Origin of the sequence: Nocardiopsis oceanisediminis (assembly GCF_048595525.1) — a bacterium.
GTDB lineage: Bacteria > Actinomycetota > Actinomycetes > Streptosporangiales > Streptosporangiaceae > Nocardiopsis_A > Nocardiopsis_A oceanisediminis.
Genome location: NZ_JAFMZJ010000001.1, coordinates 2377175 through 2398732, shown reverse-complemented (window position 1 = coordinate 2398732; position 21558 = coordinate 2377175). Strand labels below are relative to the sequence as shown.

The window sequence follows — 21558 nt, the reverse complement described above, 5'->3', positions numbered from 1 at the left end:
CGGCGATCCGAGGAGGGGTCGGCGGGTGCCCGGGCGCCCCGGCCGAGCACCCGGGGCCGCCGCTCCCTCCGGACCCGCAGGCCGGTGCGGGCCCGCAGATCAGGACCGGCGGCCCGAGGCCCGCAGGAGGGAAGAGGAGGAAAAAGAAGAGGGGGAAGAGCGGCCGCCGGGTGCTCGGGCGGCCCCGGCCGGCCTCCCGGACCTGCCGCTCCGCCAAGGCGCCGGCCGTGCTCCCCACTCGGCCGCCGCTCTACCCCGACCCGGCGGCCCCGGGGCCGGCGGGGAGGAAGAGGGGCCGCCCCGGGCGGGCCCCGGGCCGGATGCGGGGCTCCACCATGCCTCTGGTCATGGGTCCGGACATGACCCCTCCATGACCCGCTGCGCGGCCGGGGTGCGCCGGAGCGGTGCTAGCTTCTGCGCATGAGCAGGGACGAACCGGACAAAGAGCGAGGCGGCGTGCGAGACCTGGGCAGATGGGTGGCGCTGGACGGGCGCGGGCGGGCGCCGCTGGTGCTGGCGCTGATGTTCTGGGGCGTCTTCCTCCTCGACGCCGGGGCGGTGGCGTTCTACGCCGCCTTCGCCCCGCCGCCGCCCCCGGACCCGGTGGCCGGCCTGCTCGGCCTGGCGCACCTGGCCGCCCTGCCGGTCGCCGCGCTGTGCTGGCCGTTCCTGTACTGGGCGCCGCAGCCGCTGCCGCGCCGGGCGGCGGTGCTGAGCGTCGTCTTCTTCACCGCGGTGCACCTGCTGATGCTCACCTCGGGCGGCTCGCTGGTGTTCGTGATGTCCAGCATCGCGATCGGCAACGTGGTGCTGGTGCTGGGCACCCGCGCGGCGGTGGCCTGCACCCTGCTGGCCACGCTCACCCCCGTCCCCCTGTTCGCGCTGACCGGGGGGCCGGTGCTGCGCGGCGTGTTCGAGGCCGGCATCGTGCTCTTCCTCGGCGTGATGATGATCCTGGTGTTCAGCGGTCTGATCTCCGCGCGGCGGCAGGCGGAGCGGACCCGCTCCCTCCTCACCGAGCTGGAGGAGGCCCACGCGGAGCTGCGCCGCTATGCCGAGCGCACCCGGGAGCTGACCGTCGCCGAGGAGCGGGCCCGGATGGCGCGGGAGATGCACGACTCGGTCGGCCACTACCTGACCGTGATCAACATGGGCCTGGCCAACGCGGAGCGGTTCCGCCGGGCGCGCCCCGAGGCGGCCTGGGACGAGGTGCGCGACGCCCGGCTGCTCACCCAGGAGGCGCTCGCCGACACCCGGCGGTGGGTGCGCGCGCTGCGGCCGCTGCGCCTGGAGGGCCGCGCCGGACCGGACGCGATGCGCGCCCTGGCCTCGGCCTTCTCCGGGAGCAAGGACGACCCCGAGGTCTCCTTCACCCAGGAGGGCGACTGGCCCGACCCCGGCGAGGAGGCCGAGCTGGTCTGCTACCGGGTCGTCCAGGAGGGCCTGACCAACGCGGCCCGGCACGCGGCGGCCGCGCACATCGGGGTCCGGCTGGCCTGCACCGGGGAGCGGATCGAGCTGTCGGTGGCCGACGACGGGGTGGGCGGCGACCCGGAGCGCTCCGGGAGCGGCGGGTTCGGCCTGCGCGGCCTGCGCGAGCGGGTGCAGGCGGTCGGCGGGGCCCTGGAGGCCGGCGACGGGGCCGGCGGCGGCTTCGAGCTCCGCGCGGTGCTGCCGGTCCGCCCCGGCGCGGCCGGACCGCGCGGCGGGGCCGCACGGGCGGAGGCGGCCCGATGAGCGGCGGCGGGCCGCGCCCGGTGCGGGTGCTGATCGTGGACGACCAGGTGCTGATGCGCCAGGGCCTGCGCAAACTGCTGGAGATCGAGGAGAGCGTCGAAGTGGTCGGAGACGCCGCCGACGGGGTGGCCGCCCTGGACCTGCTCTCCCGGACCGACCCCGGCCCCGACGTGGCCCTGGTCGACGCCCGGATGCCGAGGATGGACGGGGTCGAGCTGATCGCCCGGATGGCCGCCGAGCACCCGCGGGTGGCCGCCGTCGTGCTGACCACCTTCGACGATGACGACTACATCTTCGGCGGGCTGCGCGCCGGCGCCAAGGGCTACCTGCTCAAGGACACCCCGCCGGAGGAACTGGTGTCCGCGCTGCACCGGGCCGCTCGCGGGGAGACGGTGCTCGGCGACGCGGCCGCCGCCCGGCTGGTGGAGCTGGTCCGCTCCCCCGGTTCGGCGCCTCCGGCGCCCCCGGCCGCGCAGCCCGCGCCGGCCGCCCCCGAGCCGCCGGCCTCCCCGCTCTCCGAGCGGGAGGCCGAGGTCGCCCGCCTGGTCGGCGAGGGCGCCACCAACCGGCAGATCGCCCGCCGCCTGTTCATCACCGAGGGCACCGCCAAGAACCATATCTCCAGCATCCTGCGCAAACTCGGCCTGCGCGACCGCACCCAGCTCGCCGTCTGGGTCGGCCGCTCCGGCCTGACCGCCCCGCCCGACCGCCCGTCCTGACCCCGCGCCCCCGCGCAGGCCCGAGCGCCCCGTTCCGGCAACACCTCCGAGGACGGAACCCTGCGCCCTGCCCGGCGCCGCGGGCGGCACCGCGGACCGGCCGAGCGGCTTGTCCTCCGCGCGGCCCCGGACGCCCGCCCCGGAAACGCCTCCAGGGGCGGCGCCTCCGCCCCGCCCGACACCGCGAACGGCACGCGGACCGCACGGGCGCCCCGTCCGCGGGTCCCCCCGCCCCGCGTCCGGCGGAACGCCGCGCACGACCGGCCGCCCTTCCCCGGCCCCGCTCCTCCCCTTCGCGGGGGCGGAGCGGGGCGGCGCCCCTTCCGGGGCCGGGCGGGGACGTCCCGGCCCCGGCCGCCCGCGGGCCGGGGCCGATGCGGGCCGGGCCGCGGAGCGGCGCGGGCCCCGGCGGGTGAACCGCCGGGGCCCGGGTGTGCGCCGGGGCGGTCAGCGCACGACCACGTTGTCCCGCACCCGCAGCCGCTCGCCGTAGAACCCGCCGAGGGCGGTGATCAGGGCGACCCCGGCGAGCAGCAGCGACGCCACCCAGGAGGCGCCGTCGGCGCCGTCCATCAGGGCGGTGGCGATGAACGGCAGGAACCCGCTGAGCGCGCCCGCGATGTTGTAGGCCAGGGCGACGCCGCTGTACCGCAGGTGGGCCGGGAACAGCTCGGTGAGCAGCGCCCCGGAGACCGCGTAGGCGATGGACAGGACGCCCACGCCCGCGGCGACCGCGAGCACCACCGGCACCGGGGAGGTGGTGTCGATCATCCAGAACACCGGGAAGGCGACGGCGGCGGTCGCCAGCCCGCCCCACATGGTCATCCGGCCGGGGCCGAGCCGCTCGGCGAGCCGGCCGGCGACCACGATCACGCCGATCTGCACCACCGCGGCGGCCAGGGTGGAGTTGACCATCAGGCTCCGCGACATGCCGAGGGTGTCGGCGCCGTAGCTGATGGCGAAGGTCGTCATGATGTAGAACCCGCCGACGCCCAGCAGCGCGGAGGCCACCGCGACCAGCAGCCGGCCCCATGCCTGGCGGAACACGTCGACCGCGGGGACCTTGGAGCGCTCCTCGCGCTTCTCCAGCTCCTCGAAGATCGGCGACTCCTCGACCTTGCGGCGGATGTAGACCGCGACCAGGAGCAGCGGGAACGCGGCGAGGAACGGCAGGCGCCAGCCCCAGGAGTCGAACTGCTCGGCCGGCATCAGCAGCACCAGGGCGAAGGCGCCCGAGGAGAGCAGGGTGCCCACCGGGGAGCCGATCTGCGGCAGGGCGGCGTAGCGGCCGCGCTTCTCCGGCGGGGCGTGCTCGACGGCCAGCGTCACCGCGCCGCCCCACTCGCCGCCGACCGCCACGCCCTGCACCAGCCGGAGCAGCGCCAGCAGCAGCGGTGCGGCGATCCCGATGCTCGCGAAGTCCGGCAGCAGGCCGATCAGGCCGGTGGCCGCGCCGATCGCCACCACGGTGAGGAGCAGCGCCGGGCGCCGCCCGATCCGGTCGCCCATCCAGCCGAAGAGCACGGCGCCGATCGGGCGGGCCACGAACCCGACGCCGAAGGTGGCGAACGCGGCGAGCGTGGCCGCGGTCGCGTCGAGGGTGGTGAAGTAGAGCCGGTTGAACACCAGCGCCGCGGCGGTGCCGAAGAGGAAGTAGTCGTACCACTCCAGCGCCGTGCCGACGAACGCGGCGAAGGCGATCCGTCCGGACTCCCGTCCGCTCACCACCGGTGCCTCCGGCGCGGAGCGCGCGCCGGGGGCCGCCGGGTCGAGATCACTCATGTCGTCGTTCTCCTATTCGCCGCCCGCGCCGGCAGGGACGCGGGACTTTCGGGGGATGCGGGTACTGCGGAGCGGGAGGCGCGGTCCCGCGGTGCGGGCGCGGCACTGCGGCCGCACCGGGTCTCGTTCCTCCCTTCCTATTCGACCTGCGGAAACAGGCGGTCGCGCGGAGCGGCGCAGCAGAAGGCGCCGGAAGGTCCGGCGGCCGCGGCGGTACGGTCCGGCGCGCCGGGCCTCTGCCCCGGGCCGGTGCCGGGGCCGGCGCCCGCACGCGGTGCCGCCGCCCCGGCCGGAGGGCGGGCGGGCCGAAGCGGGGCCGCCGCTCGGCGGCCGGGATCCGCACCGGCCGCCCGGGGGCGGCTCGGCACGCTCATCGGAAGGTCCTCCTCTCTCTCCGGCCGGGAGACCGACGGATACGCACCCGGCCGTGCCGGGCGGGTGGAGTGCCCTCGCCGCGGCCGCGCGGCGCGGAGACCGGCGGGAGCGCCCGCACGGTTCCGGCGGCCGCCTCCCGGCCGGGGCGGCGGCGCGGGCGCCCCGCCCACCGGACCGCGCGATCGCCGGCGCATCCGGCGGTCCGCTCGGGGCGGTCAGCCCGCGGCGGCCTCCAGGCCGGGCAGGGCGCCCGCGCCGTGCACGCACGCGCCGCCGACCAGGGTGGCGAGCACCCGGGCGGAGCCGATCGGCCCCTCGGTGACCGGGTCCCGGTCCAGTACCACCAGGTCGGCGAGCTTTCCCGGGGTCAGGCTGCCGCGGCGGTGCTCGTCGCGGGCGGCCCAGGCCGCGTCCAGGGTGTAGGCGCGCAGCGCGGTCTCGGCGGGGACCCGCTCGTCCGGGGAGAGCACGGTGCCGCCGCTGCTGACCCGCTCCACCATGGACTCCATGCCGAGCAGCGGCGCGCCCGGGGCGACCGGCCGGTCGGAGCTGCCGGGGACGCGCAGCCCGTGGTCGAGGAAGGAGCGGTGCCGGTAGAGCCAGTCCCGGCGGGCGGGGCCGAGCGCGGCGGCCATGGTGTCGCCGACGGTGTACAGGAAGTGCGGCTGCGGAACCGGGACCGCGCCGGCCGCGGCCAGCCGGGGCAGCTGGTCCGGGCGGACCACCCCGGCGTGCTCGATGCGGTGCCGCGCACCGGGCCGGGGCAGCGCGCGCTGGGCCTCCTCGAAGGCGTCCAGGGCCAGGTCGACCGCGTCGTCGCCGATGGCGTGCGCGGCGACCCGCCAGCCGGCCCGGTGCGCGGCGACGACCAGGGCGCGCATCTCCTCCGGGTCGTTCTGGTAGACGCCGGTGCCGTGGCCGTGGTCGCAGAACGGCTCGGTGACCGCGGCGGTGCGGCCGATCAGCGACCCGTCCAGCCAGATCTTCATCGGCCCCAGGCTCAGCACGTCGTCCCCGAAGCCGGTGCGCAGCCCCAGGTCGATGCCGGTCTCGATGCCGTCCTCGGGGTGGCCGTGCAGCGGGTGCATGTTGTCCGCGGCGACCATCAGCTGGACCCGGGTGCGCAGCAGGCCGCGCTCGCGGGCCAGCTGGTAGGCGGCGGCCTCGACCGGGGTGCGGCCGATCAGCCCGCGGCCGATCCCGGCCTCGGTGACGTGGGTGAGCCCTTCCGCCGCGTACACCTGCGAGGCGCGGCCGACGGCCTCGGCCAGCTCCGCCGCCGGGTAGGGCATGACCAGGGCGGTGACCAGCTCCTGGGCCCGCTCCTGGAGCAGCCCGGTGGGGGTCCCGGCGGGGTCGCGGACGATCACGCCGCCCTCGGGGTCGGGCACCGCCGCGGTGGCGGCGCCGGCCTCCTCCAGCACCGCGCTGCTCACCGCGCACATGTGCCCGGAGCGGTGCTTGAGCCAGACCGGGCGGCCGCCGGAGGCGCGGTCCAGGCCGGCCCGGTCGGGGTGCGCGCCGAGCACCGTGTCGTCGTAGCCGGAGCCGACGATCCAGGCGCCGTCCGGGGTCTCGGCGGCGCGGCGGGCGACCGCGGCGTAGACCTCGTCCAGGGTGGCGGCCTCTTCCAGGGCCACCTCCGACAGCGACTGGCCGAACCACGCCATGTGGTTGTGCGCGTCGCCGAACCCGGGCACGACCACCGCTCCCCCGCAGTCCACGGTGGTGCGGGCGGGCAGGTCGGCGATGTCGCCGTCGAGCCCGGCGATGCGGCCGGCGAACACGCCGAGCGCGGTGGCGGCGGGGCGGTCGTCGTCGACCGTGCGGATCCGCGCGTTGGTCAGTTTCAGGTCCAGCATCGGGCGGTGGTTCCCTCGGTGGTCTCGCGTTCGGTGCGGCCCGGCCGGCGGGGCGGCGGGCGTCCGGTCCAGCGTGCAGCCGGAGCGACCTGGGACACAATGACGATTCGCAGCGAAGTCGGCGGCGGATAATGGGCATATGCACAGCTCCGTTCCTGGCGGGGAAGCCGGCCCGCTGCACCTGCCGCCGCCGTCCGAGGCCCTCCGCCGCGCCGTACGCGAATGCCTGGACGACCTGGACGACCTGGTCGGCGTCTACTCCGCCGAGGTGGCCGGGTTCGGCGGCTACCGGGACACCGTCCCCCTGGACGACCTGCGCGCCACCGCGCACGCCTCGCTGGAGCTGCTGCTCAGGATCATCGGCGGGCTTCCGGTGCCCGACCGGCTGCAGGGGATCTCCGAGGAGCTCGGCCGCCGCCGCGTCCACCAGGGGGTTCCGCTGGAGGAGCTGGTGCAGGCGGTGCGGCTGGACTTCCGGCTGCTGTGGACGGCGCTGCTGGACCGGGTGACCGCCGCGGAGCTGCCCGAGCTGACCCGGGAGGCGGTGCGGCTCTGGGAATCGGTGGAGTTCCACACGGTGCGCGTGCACACCGGGTATCTGAACGAGACCGCTGTGCTGGCCCGCGAGCGCGAGCAGCAGCGCGCCGTGCTGCTGGGCCGGCTGCTCGCCTCGGACGGCAACGACCGGCGGCTGGTCGAGCAGGCCGCGACGGCGCTGCGGTTCTCCCCCGAGGCGCGGTTCGCGGTGGCCGCGGCGCCGGCCGGGGGGCGGGAGCGGCTGCGCGCCGCCGCGGCCGCGGCGGCCGGCCCGGCGCATGTGCAGGAGCACGACGGGTGGACCGTCCTGGTGGCGCAGCTGCCCCGGGGGCAGCGGGCGGTTCCCGGCTGGCTGGAGGGCGTGCCGTGCGCGCTCGGCCCGGTCGCCGGGGGGCTGGACCGGGTGCCCGCGTCGCTGCGGGTGGCCGCCGCGGTCGCCGCGGTGCTCCCGGCCGACGCGGAGCGGCCGGTCCCGCTGGCCGACGCCTGGGCGCCGGTGGCCGCGGCCCGGCTCGGCGAGCTGGCGCCGGTGCTGGCCGACGCGCTGGTGGAGGGGGTGCGCGCGCTGCCCGTGCACGAGCGGGACCGGCTGGTGCAGACGTTCCGCCGCTACGCCGCGACCGGGTCGGTCGGCGAGACCGCCCGGGAGCTGTTCTGCCACCGGAACACGGTGCTCAACCGGCTGGCCCGGCTGGCCGAGCTGACCGGGTGCAGGCCGACCCGGCCGGCCGAGGCGGCGGCGCTCATCCTTGCTCTGGAGTGCGGTTCCGGACCGCGTCCGCCTGCTCGATGAGGCGGTCCATCACCGCCTGGAGCACCTCGGGCTCGGGCTGGGGCAGGCCGACCACCGCGGACAGGTACAGCCCGTCGCCGACCAGCCGGATGGTCTCGGCCAGCACCGGGTCGTCCAGCTCCCGGTGGAGCAGGCGGGACCACTCCTCGAAGAAGTGCCGGACCAGCTCCCGGGAGGCCTCCGACATGCCCTCCTTGCTGCGCAGGGCGGCGAGGATGGCCCCGTAGGCGTCGGCCTCCTCCGCGGACTGCGGGAGGGAGGTGCGCAGGAAGACCCGGACCACCCCCTCGCCGCTCTCCACCGCCTCGCGGAACTCCGACTCCGCCAGGTCGGAGAGGCGCCGGATGAGGCCCTCCATCATGGCCGCCTTGCTCGGGAAGTGGTAGAGCAGCCCGCCCTTGGAGACCCCGGCCGCCGCGGCGACCCCTTCCAGGGTCACGGCGGAGAAGCCCTGCTCGATCAGGATGTCCTGAAGCGCGTCGAGGATGCGGTCGCGCGTTGTGGTTGCACTCACCTTTGACACTGTACCGGCTGGACGGTACTGTACCGTCTGGACGGTTCAGAATGGCGGACGGGAATCGATTCATCCGATGACCCGTTGCCTCCAGGTGCGCGGCCCGCTCCGGCCCGCTCCGGGCCGCCCCGGACCTCCGCGACTCCCCGCACCCGCCCGAAAGCCGACGACGAAGTAGAGGGAACATGACTTCCGCAGTGACCGGCCGGCAGCCGACCGGCCGCACTGTCCCCAAGGCCGGAGCCCGCGAGTGGCTCGGCCTGGCCGTGCTGGTCCTGCCGGTGCTGCTGATCGCCATCGACATGACGGTGCTCGGCTTCGCCGTGCCCTACCTCACCGAGGACCTCCGGCCCACCGGCGGCCAGCTGCTGTGGATCATCGACATCTACGGCTTCATGCTGGCCGGACTGCTGGTCACCATGGGTTCGCTGGGAGACCGGATCGGCCGCCGCCGGCTGCTGATGATCGGCGCGCTGGGCTTCGGCGGCGCCTCGCTGCTGGCCGCCTTCTCCACCACGCCCGAGATGCTGATCGCCGCGCGCGCCCTGCTCGGCCTGGCCGGCGCCACCCTGATGCCGTCGACCCTGTCGCTGCTGCGCAACCTGTTCCTGGACGACCGGCAGCGGATGATGGCGATCGCGGTGTGGGCCTCCGGCTTCTCCGCCGGAAGCGCGCTCGGCCCGATCGTCGGCGGCTGGCTGCTGGAGCACTTCCACTGGGGCTCGGTCTTCCTGATCAACCTGCCGGTCCTGGCGGTGCTGCTGGTGCTGCTCCCGTGGCTGGTCAAGGAGTCCCGCGACCCGAACCCGGGCCGCCTGGACCCGCTGAGCGTGCTGCTGTCGATGGCCGCGATGCTGCCCGCCGTCTACGGCATCAAGAAGACCGCCGAGTACGGGCCGCAGCCGCTGCCGCTGGCGCTGCTCTTCTTCGGCCTGCTGATGGGGGCGCTGTTCGTCCGCCGCCAGCTCCGCCTGGAGCACCCGCTGATCGACATCCGGCTGTTCCGGATCCGCCGGTTCAGCGTGGCCGTGGCCACCAACCTGATGCTGGTCTTCTCGATGGTGGCGTCGCTGTTCTTCCTCACCCAGTACCTCCAGCTGGTGCTGGGCATGAGCCCGATCCGCGCCGGCTTCGTCCTGGTGCCCGGCCTGGTCCTGTCGGTCGCCGCCAGCTTCGCGGCGGTGGCCGCGGCGCGCCGGCTGAGCCTGGCGGCCGCCCTGGTCATCGGCCTGCTTCTGGTGGCGGCCGGGTTCGCCTCCGTCACCCTGGCCTCCGCGGATCAGGGCGCGGTCGCGATCGCGGTGGCGTTCGTCCTCATCGGGACCGGCATCGGCCTGGCCGAGACGCTGACCAACGACGCGATCCTCAGCGCCGCCCCGCCGGCCCGCGCCGGCGCCGCGTCCGCCATCTCCGAGACCGCCTACGAGCTCGGCGGCGCGCTGGGCGTGGCGCTGCTCGGCAGCCTGCTCACCGCGGCCTACCGGGTCGGGCTGGGCGACGTCCCGTCGGTGCCCGGCCCGGAGATGGAGGCGGCCCGGGACACCCTGGGCGGCGCGGCGACCGTCGCCGAGGGGCTGCCCGCCGAGGCCGGCGGTGCGCTGCTGCACGCCGCCCAGGCGGCCTTCACCGACGGCATGCACCTGACCAGCGCCATCGCCACGGCGATCGTGCTGGCCGCCGCGGCCCAGGCCTGGTTCCTGCTCCGCCGGGAGCGGACCCCGGCCGCCGCGACCGCCGCCGCGGAGCCGGAGAAGGCGACCGCCTCGCACTGACCGCGCCGAGCGGAGCGGACACGGCGACCGCGCTGAGCAGGGGCGCCTCCGGATCCCGGGGGCGCCCCGCCGCGTTCTCGGCGCGGCGCGGGGCGGAACGGGCTCCGGGACCGGACCCAGGGGTGATCCGGCCCCGGAGCGGACGGGCGCGGTCGAGCCGACCACAGGGGTTCAGCGGGTGCGCCCGCCGGCCCCGAAAGAGAGGCCGGTCACACATTCTGGCCGCTGCCTCCCCCGCGCGCCAGACATCGCGCGCCTTTTCCTCCGCCGGACCCGCTCCGCCGGTCCCGGGGACCGGGCGGCCGGCCCCCTCCCCGCGCACGGCGGCGGTCCGGGAGCCCGGCCGGGAGCGCGGCCCGCCCGGCCGCGCAGGGCGTCCGGGCTCGCCGTCGGGGGTCCCCTCCGGCCGCCGCGCCCCGGGGAACCGCCCTCCCCGGCTTTTCCCGCCGGCGGAGGCGGCGGCACCGGAGAACCCGCTCCGCCGCGCGACGCGGGGACGGGAGGGAGCAGCGGCCCCGGCAGAGCGCGGCGCGCGGAACCGGGCAGGCTCCGCTCCGAGGGGGCGCCGCAGCGGGCTACCGCCCCTCCGGCGGCTCCTCCGACCGCTCGGCCTCCTGCTCGGCGGAGATCTCGTGGTACATCCGGCGGGTGGTGTCGGTGTGCTCGCGCATCAGCCGGGCGGCCTCCCCGCCGTCGCCGGCCTCGATCGCGTCGATGATCCGGGCGTGCTCCCGCCAGGAGTCGCGGCCCCGGCGGACCGCGACCAGGCCGTGGTACCAGCGCACCCGCCGGGCGACCTGGGCCGCCAGCCCGGCCAGGACCTCGTTCCCGGACAGCTCGGTGACCAGCCGGTGCAGGTCGGCGTTGAGCGCGACGGTCCGCTCCGCGTCGCCCTGCTCCAGGCAGGCCTCGCCCTCGGCGCACAGCGCGCGCAGCCGGGCGACCCCGGCGGCGCCGGCGTTCCCCGCGGCGAGCCGGGCCGCCTCGCCCTCCAGCAGCCCGCGCACCGCCAGCAGCTGCTCGGCCTCGTCCTCGCCGGGGTGGTGCACGAAGGCGCCGTATCCCGGGCGCAGGTCGACCCAGCCCTCGTTGCTGAGCCGCTGCAGCGCCTCCCGGATGGGCTGGCGGGACACGCCCAGCCGCTCGGCGAGCTCGTTCTCCACCAGATGCTGCCCGGGAGGCAGCCTGCGCACGGTGATGAGCTCCAGGAGCGTCTCGTAGACGCTCTCGCGCAGCGGCACGGGACGCCGGACCGGAGTGGTGAGCAGGTTCTTGTCGAGCGGGCTTGGCGCCATCGTCAATCGGGTTCCGTCTTCGTCGCGGCGGTGTCGGCGATGCCTGGGCGGGATCGGCCCTCCTGGTGCCAGCAGTGTAATCGGCGCCGCCCCCTCGGGGCCGCACTCCGGCGGAGCCGCGGAGGTTCAGCGCGGCAGGCGGAGCAGCTCCGCCTCGGGCCCGCGCCACCCCGGCGGGATCACCGCGTAGGCGTCGGCGGCGGCCGGGGAGCGCAGGCTTCCCGGCCGGTCGTGGCCGATCAGGCGGACTCCGTCCGCGCCCGCCCGGACCGCGACCAGCCGGGTGTCCCGGGGGTGCGGGTCGATCTCGTCCAGCACTTCGGCGCGGGCCGGCTCCGCCGCGGCCGGATCCGGCCGCCCGCCGATCGCCGCCAGCACCGGGACGAGCAGGGTGAGCGCGGCGGCCAGGGCCGCGTTGGGGTTGCCGGGCAGGCCGACCACGGCGGGGCCCGGCGCGGAGGGCGGGCCGAGGTGTGCGAGGAGCTGCGGGTGGCCGGGGCGGCACGCCACGCCGTCCACGACGACCTCGGCGCCGAGCGCGGCCAGGGCCGCGCGCAGGTGGTCGGCGGGCCCCTTGGAGGAGGCGCCGCACACCGCGATGGCGTCGGCCCCGGACGCGGCCGCCGCGCGCAGCGCGCCCACCGTGCCGTCGAGCCGGTCCCGCACCCGCACCGGCGGGTCGGCCCGGGCTCCGGCCCAGGCGGCGACCCCGGGGAGCATCGGGCCGATCGCGTCCCGGACCGCACCGGGGGCCGGCACCCCGGAAGGGACCACCTCGTCCCCGGTGACCAGCACCGCGACCCGCGGCCGGCGGACCGAGAGCGTGTCGTGGCCGAGCGCGGCGGCCAGGCCGAGCACCGCGGGGGCGACCGGGGATCCCTGCTTGACCACGATGTCGCCGGGGCGGGTGTCCTCCCCCGCCCGGCGGATGTGCCTTCCGGGGGCGGGCGGCCCGGCGGCCGCGGCGACGGCGCCCTCCGCGGTGCGCACCGCCTGCTCCAGCGGGAGCACCGCGTCGGCCCCGGGCGGGACCGGCGCCCCGGTGGCGATCTCCACCGCCGTGCCGGCGGCGAGCGGGGCGGTGCGGGGCGCGGCGCCGGCCAGCACCCGCCCGGCGACGGTCCACGGCCCGGGGCCCGCCACCGCGTAGCCGTCCATCGCCGAGGTGTCGCAGTCCGGGATGCCGACCAGCGCGGGGACGTCGGCGGCGAGGGTGGCGCCGAGCGCTTCGGCCAGCGGGACGGTCCGGGCGGCGGGCGGCCCGCACCTCTCCCCCAGCGCCCGCGCCGCGGAGCGGGCCCGCTCCCACGGCGCCGGCGTCCGTTCCCCTCGGCCCATCACCGCTCCTCGCGCCGCTGCGGCCCCGGCCGCCACCTCTGCTCGCACAGGCTCTGCTCGCACAGGACCTGTATATCCGCGCCTCCGCGGGCGCAGGCCCCGACTCGCCCGCTGCTCCGAGCCTATCCGCCGCCCTTGATCGTATACAGAATACGAAATGGGCGGAAGGGTCTCCCGCCCGCCGCTTCCCGGTCGATTTGCCACCTGCGGAGATTCCGCTAAAGTTCTAACCGCAGCACGGCGCAGGGCCCACCGGGAAGCCGGGGGGAACGGGGCCGGAGCGGCACGCGGACGTGGCTCAGCTGGTAGAGCATCACCTTGCCAAGGTGAGGGTCGCGGGTTCGAATCCCGTCGTCCGCTCGGAGAACCGGGGCGCCTGGCGCACCGGGGCCTGAGTCCGGTGGAGTGGCCGAGAGGCGAGGCAGCGGCCTGCAAAGCCGTCAACACGGGTTCGAATCCCGTCTCCACCTCTCATGAGGGAACACGGGCGGTTAGCTCAGTTGGTTAGAGCGCTACCTTGACACGGTAGAGGTCACAGGTTCGAATCCTGTATCGCCCACCAGTATCACCGCGGGCCGGAGGATCATCTCCGGCCCGTTCGGCTTCGGCCGCCTTCTCAGCGGGCTCCCCCGGGGGCCCGCTTTCCTCGTTCCCGGGGGGACTCCGGCCGCAGCGCACTCCGCCCGGGGCCGCTCCGGTGCACACCGCCCCTGTGCACCGCCATGGCCTGCGACGCGGCCCGGGCGCCCGCCGAGGGGGCCGGTGCGCGGCGGCGGGGTTGACCGCGGCCGGGCCACGCGGAATCGTCGGGGTCCGCGATCCCCGACAGCATGGAGCCCGCCGTGAGCCGTCCCTCCCCGCACGCGATCGACCCGACGGTGCCGCACTCGGCCCGGGTGTGGAACCACTGGCTGGGCGGCAAGGACAACTACCCGGCCGACCGGGAGGCCGGCGACGCGGTGTCGGCCCGCATCCCCGACATCCCGGCGGGGGCCCGAGCCGAGCGGGCCTTCCTGGTCCGGGCCGTCCGCCACCTCGTGCAGGAGGCCGGGGTCCGGCAGTTCCTGGACATCGGCACCGGCCTGCCCACCATGGACAACACCCACGAGGTGGCGCAGCGCCTGGCGCCCGGGGCCCGCATCGTCTACGTGGACAACGACCCGCTCGTCATGGTGCACGCCCGGGCGCTGCTGACCGGCACCGCCGAAGGCGCGACCGCCTACGTCGAGGCCGACCTGCGCGACCCTGAGGCCATCCTGGCCGAGAGTGCGAAGACGCTGGACTTCGGCCGCCCCGTCGGGCTGATGCTGCTCGGCGTGGTCAACCACATCCTGGACACCGAGGAGTCCCGCGCGGCCGTGTCCCGGCTCACCGGCGCCCTGCCGGCCGGGAGCTTCCTGGTGCTGACCCACTCCACCGCCGAGGTGCACGGCGAGCCGATGCTGGAGGCGATGCGCGAGATGAACGAGCGCGGCGGCACCCCCATCACGGCGCGGACCCGCACCGAGATCGAGCGCTACTTCGACGGGACCGAGCTGCTCGACCCGGGCGTGGTCTCCTGCTCCCGCTGGCGCCCCGAGCCCTCCGGCCCGGGGCTCCCGCCCGAGGTCTACCTGTTCGGCGGCGTCGGCCGGATCGGCTGATCCCGGGCGGAGCCCGCTCAGCCGCCCGGGGCCGGTTCCGGCGGGCGGGCCCGGCCCAGGGTGCGTACGGCCAGCAGGCCGCCGATGCCCGGGACCAGGGCCTGGAGGAGGGCCGCGGGGCGGCGGTGCGGGTGGCGGGCGGCGGCGCCGATGACGAACAGGTAGGCGCAGCCGTGCACCGGGCCGGCCAGGGACGCGACCCCGGGCAGGTGCAGCGTGGCCAGGTTGGCCAGCAGCACGGCGAGCGAGCCCAGCTCGACGGCGGCGGCGACGCGCAGCGCTCTTCCGGCGGGGTCCACGGTCAGGCCCCCGTGGTGGAGCCGGGGCGGACGATCATCAGCACCGTCACCACCGCCCAGAGCAGGTTGAAGACGCCGGTCAGCATGGCCAGCCGCGCGGTGGTGCGGCGCTCCGCCCCGCCCTCTCCGCCGTCCAGCCGGTCCAGCATCGCCTGCTGGCCGGGCAGGACCAGCAGCGCCAGGACGCCGGCCGCGGCGGCGGTGAGCCCGATCGAGACCAGCAGCCAGGCGTCGGTGAGGACGCCCATGGCGCTCGCGGTGGCGAAGCCGAAGACCGGGACGGCGATGCCGACGAAGGCGTAGACGCGGCAGATCCGGTGCAGCAGCCGGACCGGGGCCAGGGCCGCGGCGTCCGGCCCGGCCGCCGCGGCCCGGCGGGCTGCCGCCGGGAACATGCTGCCGGCCACGGTGACCGGACCGACGGCGATGACCGCCGCCAGTACGTGCAGGGAGAGCAGGAGCTTCGCCATCACCCGCTCCTCCTTTCGGAGCGGGCGGCCGGCAGGGCCGCGGGGATCGGGGGACGGGTGGTCTCGGTGGTGGGCATAGCGGTCGTGCTCTCTCCTCTGGGTTCCTTCGCGTGCGCCGGGGGCTCCGCCGGACGGCGGCGGGGCCGCGCCCGAGGACCCGGCCGCGGTCGCCGCGGCGGCCCGGTCCGGGGGCGGGCGTCCCGCCGTCCCGGTGGGCGTGCGCGGCGCGCCTCGCGGCCGTGCGCCGGACCGGCACGGTAGGAAACGCTAGGGCGGTGCGGCACCGGCTCCCAGAGGCGAAAACGACGTTTTCCAACGGATTCCCGCCATCCGGTGCCCCGGCGCGTTCCCGGCCCCGCGGACCGGTCCGGCGCGGCCTGCTCTACCGTGGCGGCATGCACACGGTGGCGGTCCTGGCCCTGGACCATGTGGTCGTTTCCGACCTGGCGATCCCGATCGACGCGTTCGGGCGCGTCCGGCTGGCGGACGGCGGCCGGCCGTACCGGGTCCAGGTGTGCGCGGCGTCACCGCAGGTGGCGGGGGACGCCGTCGCGCTGACCGCGCCGTACGGCCTGGACGCGCTGCGGCGGGCGGACACCGTCGTCGTCCCCGGGTGCGCGCCGCACGCCGCTCCCCCGGCGGAGCCGGTGCTCGACGCGCTGCGCGCCGCCGCGGCGGCCGGCGCCCGGATCGCCTCGGTCTGCGTCGGCGCGTTCGTGCTGGCCGAGGCGGGGCTGCTGGACGGGCTGAGCGCGACCACCCACTGGCTGGCCGCCGACCGGCTGGCCGAGCTGTACCCGCGGGTCGACGTGCGCCCGGACGTGCTCTACGTGGACAACGGGCCGGTGCTGACCTCGGCCGGCGCGGCCGCCGGGATCGACCTGTGCCTGCACATGATCCGGCGGGACCTGGGCTCGGCGGTGGCCGCCGAATCGGCGCGGACGATGGTGGTGCCGCTGGAGCGGGAGGGCGGGCAGGCGCAGTTCGTCGCGCAGGCGCGGCCGCCGGTGCCCGCCGGGTCCGAGCTGGAGCCGGTGCTCTCCTGGATCGAGGAGAACCTGGACGCGGAGCTGACCCTGGCGGCGATGGCCGCGCGCTGCGGCATGAGCGAGCGGACCTTCGGCCGCAGGTTCCGGGAGCAGACCGGGACCACGCCGCTGCAGTGGCTGCTGCGCGCCCGGGTGCGCCGCGCCCAGCTCCTGCTGGAGACGACCGACGAGGGCGTCGAGCGGATCGCGGTGCGGGCCGGCTTCGGTTCGCCGGCCGCTTTCCGGGAGCGGTTCCGGCGCGTCGTCGGGGTGGCGCCCCGGGCCTACCGGGCCTCCTTCCGCAGCGGCCGCCCCGGTCCGCACACGCTGGTCACGGCCTCCGCGGACCGGCCCGGCCGGGCCGGCGACGGGACGCTCAGCGCCGCCGGCCCCCTCGGAGCCTCCGGGAGCACCGCGGCCACCCGCGCGGGCACCGCCGGGGCCGACCCGTTCGCCGCCTACGGCCGCATCCCGGCGGCCGCCGCCCACTGACCCGCCCCCCGCTGACCCGCCGGCGCACGCGGCCGCCCGGTTCGGCGTGCCCATCGCCCGCACCCTGGGCAACTGCCTCTCCGCCGACACCATGTCCCTGCTGCACCAGCGGCTGGGCGCGGCGCGCACCCTGGACCTGCTGCTCCGCGCCGACTTCCTGGGCGCCGAGGACGCCCGCGCCGCCGGCTTCGTCTCCGCGGTCACCGCTCCGGAGGAGCTGGAGGAGGCGGTGGCCGACACCGTGCGCCGGTTCCTCTCCCAGGCGCCGGTCACGATGTGGGCGGCCAAGGAGATCACCCGGCGGCTGCGCCGCTCGGGCCTGCCCGAGGACTCCGACGTGGTCGAGGCCGCCTTCGGCAGCGCCGACTTCGCCACCACGGTCCGCGCCTTCGGCACCGGCGCCCGCCCGGAGTGGACCGGCCGCTGACCCTCGGGGCCGGGGCGGCGGCCGAAGAGGCCGAAGAGGCCGCCGGGGGCGCCCGGCGGCGGGCGCCCGGCGGCGGGCGCCCGGCTCCGGCGGGCTGGCATGGTTGGGCGTATGACCAGACCACGCAAGGCGCGCGCGGCGGAGGCCGCCGTCGAGGTGATCGCGGAGGGCGGGCTGCGGGCGCTGACGCACCGAGCGGTGGACGCGCGGGCCGGGCTGCCGCCGGGGAGCACCAGCAGCTGCTACCGGACCCGGCTGGCGCTGCAGCGGGCCGCGCTGGACCGGATCGCCGAGCTGGACGAGGCGGCGCTGGCCGGGTTCGCCTTCCCCGCAGGGGACGCCGAGGCCGCCCTGGAGGCGCTGACCGCCCTGCTGGAGCACTGGACCGGCCCGGCCCGCGAGCGCACCCGGGCCCGGATGGAGCTGTACCTGGACGCCGCCCGCAACCCCGAGCTCCGCCCGCACCTGGAGGAGGCGAGCCTGCGCTTCCTGCACCGGGCCCGGGACGGGCTGGCCGCCGCGGGGGCCCCGGATCCGGAAAGCGCGGCGCGGCTGCTCATCGCCCAGCTCGACGGGGTGGTCTTCGACGCGGTCGCGCGCCCCTTCTACGGCCCCGCGGACCGCGCCTGGCTGCGCGGCGCGGTCTCCGCCGCCCTCGCCTCGCTACGCCTGTAGCATAGGGCGCTACGGATGTAGCAACCTGGAGGCCGGATGCTTCAGCAGGCCGCGATCGCCGCCGAACTGGCGCGCCACCGCTACGACGCACTGATCACCCTCCACCGGCGCCACGGCCCGGTCTTCTCCCTGGGGGCCGGGCGGCACCGGTACGTCTACCTGATCGGCCCGGAGGCGAACCGGTTCATCTTCGCCAACGGCCACCTGTTCGGCACCCGCGACGTCTTCGACTCCCTCGCCGCCATCGACGGCCCCACCTCGCTGCTGGTCAGCGAGGGCGCCGAGCACACCCGGCGGAGGCGGCTGGTCCGCCCCGCCCTGCACCGCCGGCAGGTCGCCGGGTACGTGCGGACCATCGCCGAGGAGGCCGACGCCGCCGTGGACGCGCTGCCGGCCGGCGGGACGGCCGACGCCTACCAGGTCTTCCGCGCCGCCGTCCGGCGCAGCACCGTGCGGTCGCTGTTCGGCCCGAGGCTGGCCGCCGACGCGGACTTCTTCGGCGCCCGGCTGCAGCCCATGCTCGACCTGATCGACCGGCTGCCGCAGCTGGTCCGGCTGCACCGCAGGCTGGGCACGCCCGCCTGGCGCAGGGCGATGGCGGCCAAGGCCGACGCGGACGCGCGGATCTTCGCCGAGATCGACCGGCTGCGCGCCGGCCCCGCGGAGGAGGACGGCCACATCCTGGCCGCCCTGGTGCACGGGCGCGGCGAGGACGGCACCGGACTGACCGACGAGGAGGTCCGCGACCAGGCGATCACCCTGATCGCGGCGGGCTACGAGACGACCGGCGCGGCGATGGCCTGGGCGGTGCACCGGCTCATCCGCACCGAGGGGGCCTGGGAGGCGGTCCGGGCCGAGGCCGCGGCGGCCGGCCCGCCCACCGCCGCGGCCCTGGCCGGGATGCCCTACCTGAACGGCGTCGTGCAGGAGACGCTCCGGCTGCACCCGCCGGCGCCCATCAGCGCCCGCCGGGCGAACGAGGGGTTCTCCTTCGCCGGGCGGCGCGTCCCCGCCGGCGCCCTGGTCGTCTACAGCCCCTACGCCACGCACCGGCTGCCCGGGGTCTGGGAGGATCCGGCGGCCTTCCGCCCGGAGCGCTGGTCGGACGGCCGGCGGCCGGCCCCCGACGAGTTCCTGCCGTTCGGCGGGGGCGCCCACCGCTGCATCGGCTCCGCGCTGGCCACCACCGAGCTGGCCGTGATGCTCGCCCGCCTGGCCCTCCGCACCGACCTGCGCCCGGCCGGCCCGCCGCCGGCCCCCTCGGGCCTGACCACGATGCGCCCCCGCGGCGGCCTCCCGGTCCGCGTCCTGCACCGGACCCCGCGCTGAGCGGGCCCGCCGCGCCCGCGGGCGCCGGTCGGCCGACCCGGGGGCGCCTCCGCGTCCCCTGGCCCGCTCCTCCCCCGCCGCCTCCCGATACGGCCGAGGCCACCGCGCCCGCACCGCCGCGGCGGATGCGGCGGTTCCCGCCGGGCGCACCGGGGAACGCCGTCCCCGGGCGGATCCGGCGTGCGGACCCGCCCCGGGAACCGAGCGGAGAGGAGAGCGCGCGATGCCGGTCGAGGAGACCGTGGAGCGGGCCCTGGTCGTGATGGCCCACCCCGACGACGCCGACTTCGGATGCGCCGGGACGGTGGCGCTGTGGACCCGGGCCGGGACGGCCGTCACCTACCTGCTGGTCACCGACGGCGAGGCCGGCGGGGACGACCGGACCGCGGGCGCGGCGGAGACGGCCGAGCTGCGCCGCGCCGAGCAGCGCCGCGCCGCCGAGGCGGTCGGCGTGCACGACGTGCGCTTCCTGGGCCGCCCCGACGGCCGGGTGACGGCCTCGCTGGAGCTGCGCCGGGACATCGCCCGGGTGATCCGGCGGGTGCGCCCGGAGCGGATGGTCATCCCCAGCCCGGAGCGGGACTGGACGCGCATCCACCCCAGCCACCCCGACCACCTCGCCGTCGGCGAGGCCGCGATCTGCGCGGTCTTCCCCGACGCCCGCAACCCGCACGCCCACCCCGAGCTGCTGCGCGACGAGGGCCTGGCCCCGTGGACGGTGCCCGAGGTGTGGCTCACCGGCGGCCCGGACCCGGACCGGTTCCCCGACGTCACCGAGGTCTTCGCGCAGAAGATGGCCGCCCTCTCCGCGCACGGGAGCCAGATCCCCGACCCCGCGGCCCTGGAGCAGGGGCTGCGCTCGTGGCTCTCCGCCACCGCCGCCCGCGCCGGCCTCCCCGAGGGCCGGCTCGCCGAGGCCTTCCGGTACGTCGACACCCGCTGACCCCCTGCGCCGGGCGCCGGTTGGCCACGGGCCGGGCGGACACGATAGACACGGGCGGAGGCGCGCGAGGGGCGGCGCGGAGCACGGCCGCCCGCCGGTCCGGTCCGGGCGCGCCCCGCTCCGTCCCACGATCACGAGGAGGCACTCCGTGGCCAAGCCGCCATCTCCCTACGACTTCCTGCCCGAGGTCCCGTCCTTCACCGTCACCAGCGACGACGTCGCGGACGGGGTCACCCTGTCCGCGGCCCAGGTCAGCGGGATCATGGGGGCGGGCGGCCAGGACGTCTCGCCGCAGCTGTCCTGGAGCGGCTTCCCCGAGGGGACGCGGAGCTTCGCCGTCACCTGCTTCGACCCCGACGCGCCCACCGGCAGCGGCTTCTGGCACTGGGCGGTCTGCAACATCCCCGCCGGCGTGGTGTCGCTGCCGGCCGGGGCCGGCGGCGAGGGCGGCCCCGGGCTGCCCGAGGGCGCCGTGACGGTGCGCAACGACGCCGGGGGGCACCGCTACATCGGCGCGGCGCCGCCCGCCGGGCACGGCCCGCACCGCTACATCTTCGCGGTGCACGCGGTCGGCGTCCCGGCCCTGGAGGTGGACTCCTCGGCGAGCCCGGCGTTCCTCGGGTTCAACCTGTTCTTCAACACGCTGGCGCGCGCCGTGGTCACCCCGGTCTACGAGCAGAAGTGAGGCCGCCCGCCGCCCGCGGGCGGCGGACCGCTCCGAAGGGGCGGCCGGCACCGGACGTCCGGTGCCGGCCGCCCCTTCGCGTTCCCCCGCACCGGGATCGCACATATCATCCGTCACGAAGGAAGAGAATCGAACAGAAGAAAGGTGCGTACGAACATGACCATCGAATGTTCCGGCCCCGTCATCGTCTTCGACTACGGCGAGGTCGTCTCCCTCCCGCCCTCCGCGGAGGACCGCGCCGCCCTCGAGGGCCTGTCCGGCACGGACGCCGGGGCGTTCTGGGAGGCCTACTGGGGCGAGCGCCGCGAGTACGACCGCGGCCTGACCGCCGCCGAGTACTGGGGCCGCGTCGCCCTGCGGGCGGGGGCCGACTGGGACGCCGCCCGGACGCAGCGGCTGTGGGCGGCCGACGTGGCCTCCTGGCTGCGCCCCGACCCCCGGGTCGCGGACCTGCTGGCCGAGCTGGCCGGGCGGGGCGTGCGCACCGCCCTGCTCTCCAACGCCCCCGCCGACATCGCGGGGGCGCTGCGGCACTCCCCCGCCCTGGCCGCCATGGAGCACCTCTTCTTCAGCTGCGACCTGGGCGCCTGCAAGCCCGAACCGGGCGTCTACCGGCACGTGCTGGAGGCGCTCGGCTCCGCCCCTGCCGAGACCGTGTTCGTCGACGACCGGAAGGAGAACGTGCTCGCCGCCGCGGAGCACGGCATCGACGCCCACCACTACACCGGTTTCGCGGCGTTCCGGGCGTTCCTGGCGGAGCGGCTCGGCGCGGAGCCGGGCCGACACGCCGAACCTTAGTGGTCTCGCACCGTTCTGAACTGGGAACGGACAGTGTTGGGGGCG

The 21558-nt window shown here is 77.0% G+C and carries 18 protein-coding genes, 3 tRNA genes and 1 pseudogene; 15 read left to right on the top strand and 7 right to left on the bottom strand.

Annotated elements, in window-relative coordinates:
• Positions 1-420: 420 nt before the first annotated feature.
• Complete coding sequence (locus J0910_RS10750; protein ID WP_420158362.1) at positions 421-1737, top strand: sensor histidine kinase; 1317 nt, start codon at positions 421-423, stop codon at positions 1735-1737.
• A complete protein-coding gene (locus J0910_RS10745) occupies positions 1734-2456 on the top strand; it encodes a response regulator (protein ID WP_420158361.1) in 723 nt (240 codons plus the stop codon). The genes J0910_RS10750 and J0910_RS10745 overlap by 4 nt, the downstream gene beginning before the upstream one ends.
• A 447-nt stretch (positions 2457-2903) precedes the next feature.
• Here the strand turns inward: J0910_RS10745 and J0910_RS10740 are convergent, their stop codons facing one another.
• Entirely contained in the window at positions 2904-4238 is a 1335-nt protein-coding gene (locus J0910_RS10740) for an MFS transporter (protein ID WP_420158360.1), read from the bottom strand.
• Between the two features lie 590 nt (positions 4239-4828).
• A complete protein-coding gene (locus tag J0910_RS10735) occupies positions 4829-6475 on the bottom strand; it encodes an amidohydrolase (protein WP_420158359.1) in 1647 nt (548 codons plus the stop codon).
• 139 nt (positions 6476-6614) lie between these two features.
• Here J0910_RS10735 and J0910_RS10730 point away from each other — a divergent pair, with 139 nt between their 5' ends.
• The gene (locus J0910_RS10730; RefSeq protein ID WP_420158358.1) at positions 6615-7805 is read left to right on the top strand and encodes a helix-turn-helix domain-containing protein; all 1191 of its coding nucleotides are present in this window, start codon (positions 6615-6617) and stop codon (positions 7803-7805) included.
• Here the strand turns inward: J0910_RS10730 and J0910_RS10725 are convergent.
• Positions 7756-8319, bottom strand: coding sequence for a TetR/AcrR family transcriptional regulator (locus J0910_RS10725; protein ID WP_420158357.1), 564 nt, complete (start codon positions 8317-8319; stop codon positions 7756-7758). The two genes, J0910_RS10730 and J0910_RS10725, sit on opposite strands and share 50 nt — an antisense overlap.
• 185 nt (positions 8320-8504) lie before the next feature.
• On the opposite strand from J0910_RS10725, the gene J0910_RS10720 reads away from it, so the two are divergent.
• Entirely contained in the window at positions 8505-10091 is a 1587-nt protein-coding gene (locus J0910_RS10720) for an MFS transporter (RefSeq protein WP_420158356.1), read from the top strand.
• Positions 10092-10666: 575 nt separating this feature from the next.
• On the opposite strand, the gene J0910_RS10715 is transcribed toward J0910_RS10720, so the two are convergent.
• Positions 10667-11386, bottom strand: coding sequence for a GntR family transcriptional regulator (locus J0910_RS10715; RefSeq protein WP_420161953.1), 720 nt, complete (start codon positions 11384-11386; stop codon positions 10667-10669).
• A gap of 126 nt (positions 11387-11512) precedes the next feature.
• Positions 11513-12724 carry a molybdopterin molybdotransferase MoeA gene (locus J0910_RS10710; protein WP_420158355.1) on the bottom strand — a complete coding sequence of 404 codons (1212 nt, stop codon included), beginning with the start codon at positions 12722-12724 and terminating at the stop codon, positions 11513-11515.
• 287 nt (positions 12725-13011) lie between these two features.
• Here J0910_RS10710 and J0910_RS10705 point away from each other — a divergent pair.
• From J0910_RS10705 to J0910_RS10690, 4 genes are all read left to right on the top strand, one after another.
• A tRNA-Gly gene (locus J0910_RS10705) sits at positions 13012-13084 on the top strand.
• A 39-nt stretch (positions 13085-13123) separates the two neighbouring features.
• A tRNA-Cys gene (locus J0910_RS10700) sits at positions 13124-13194 on the top strand.
• 15 nt (positions 13195-13209) lie between these two features.
• A tRNA-Val gene (locus tag J0910_RS10695) sits at positions 13210-13286 on the top strand.
• Positions 13287-13554: 268 nt separating this feature from the next.
• Entirely contained in the window at positions 13555-14367 is an 813-nt protein-coding gene (locus J0910_RS10690) for an SAM-dependent methyltransferase (RefSeq protein ID WP_420158354.1), read from the top strand.
• A 17-nt stretch (positions 14368-14384) separates the two neighbouring features.
• On the opposite strand, the gene J0910_RS10685 is transcribed toward J0910_RS10690, so the two are convergent.
• Together J0910_RS10685 and J0910_RS10680 are read right to left on the bottom strand one after the other, a co-directional pair.
• Positions 14385-14666 carry a hypothetical protein gene (locus J0910_RS10685; RefSeq protein WP_420158353.1) on the bottom strand — a complete coding sequence of 94 codons (282 nt, stop codon included), beginning with the start codon at positions 14664-14666 and terminating at the stop codon, positions 14385-14387.
• 2 nt (positions 14667-14668) lie between these two features.
• Entirely contained in the window at positions 14669-15136 is a 468-nt protein-coding gene (locus tag J0910_RS10680) for a DUF2269 family protein (RefSeq protein ID WP_420158352.1), read from the bottom strand.
• A 395-nt stretch (positions 15137-15531) separates the two neighbouring features.
• On the opposite strand from J0910_RS10680, the pseudogene J0910_RS10675 reads away from it, so the two are divergent.
• The 7 genes and pseudogenes from J0910_RS10675 to J0910_RS10645 form a co-directional block, all read left to right on the top strand.
• Positions 15532-16467 (top strand): annotated as a pseudogene (locus J0910_RS10675) (GlxA family transcriptional regulator); the annotation flags it as partial.
• 235 nt (positions 16468-16702) lie between these two features.
• Positions 16703-17083, top strand: a complete 381-nt coding sequence (locus J0910_RS10670) for a Clp protease/crotonase-like domain-containing protein (protein ID WP_420158351.1) — start codon at positions 16703-16705, stop codon at positions 17081-17083.
• A gap of 111 nt (positions 17084-17194) precedes the next feature.
• Entirely contained in the window at positions 17195-17758 is a 564-nt protein-coding gene (locus J0910_RS10665) for a TetR/AcrR family transcriptional regulator (RefSeq protein ID WP_420158350.1), read from the top strand.
• Between the two features lie 36 nt (positions 17759-17794).
• Positions 17795-19087 (top strand): cytochrome P450, encoded by a 1293-nt coding sequence (locus tag J0910_RS10660; RefSeq protein WP_420158349.1) that lies wholly within the window; start codon positions 17795-17797, stop codon positions 19085-19087.
• Between the two features lie 223 nt (positions 19088-19310).
• The gene (locus J0910_RS10655; protein WP_420158348.1) at positions 19311-20030 is read left to right on the top strand and encodes a PIG-L deacetylase family protein; all 720 of its coding nucleotides are present in this window, start codon (positions 19311-19313) and stop codon (positions 20028-20030) included.
• A gap of 148 nt (positions 20031-20178) precedes the next feature.
• Complete coding sequence (locus J0910_RS10650) at positions 20179-20715, top strand: YbhB/YbcL family Raf kinase inhibitor-like protein (RefSeq protein WP_420158347.1); 537 nt, start codon at positions 20179-20181, stop codon at positions 20713-20715.
• 156 nt (positions 20716-20871) lie between these two features.
• Complete coding sequence (locus tag J0910_RS10645; protein ID WP_420158346.1) at positions 20872-21513, top strand: HAD family hydrolase; 642 nt, start codon at positions 20872-20874, stop codon at positions 21511-21513.
• The last annotated feature ends 45 nt before the right edge of the window (positions 21514-21558 follow it).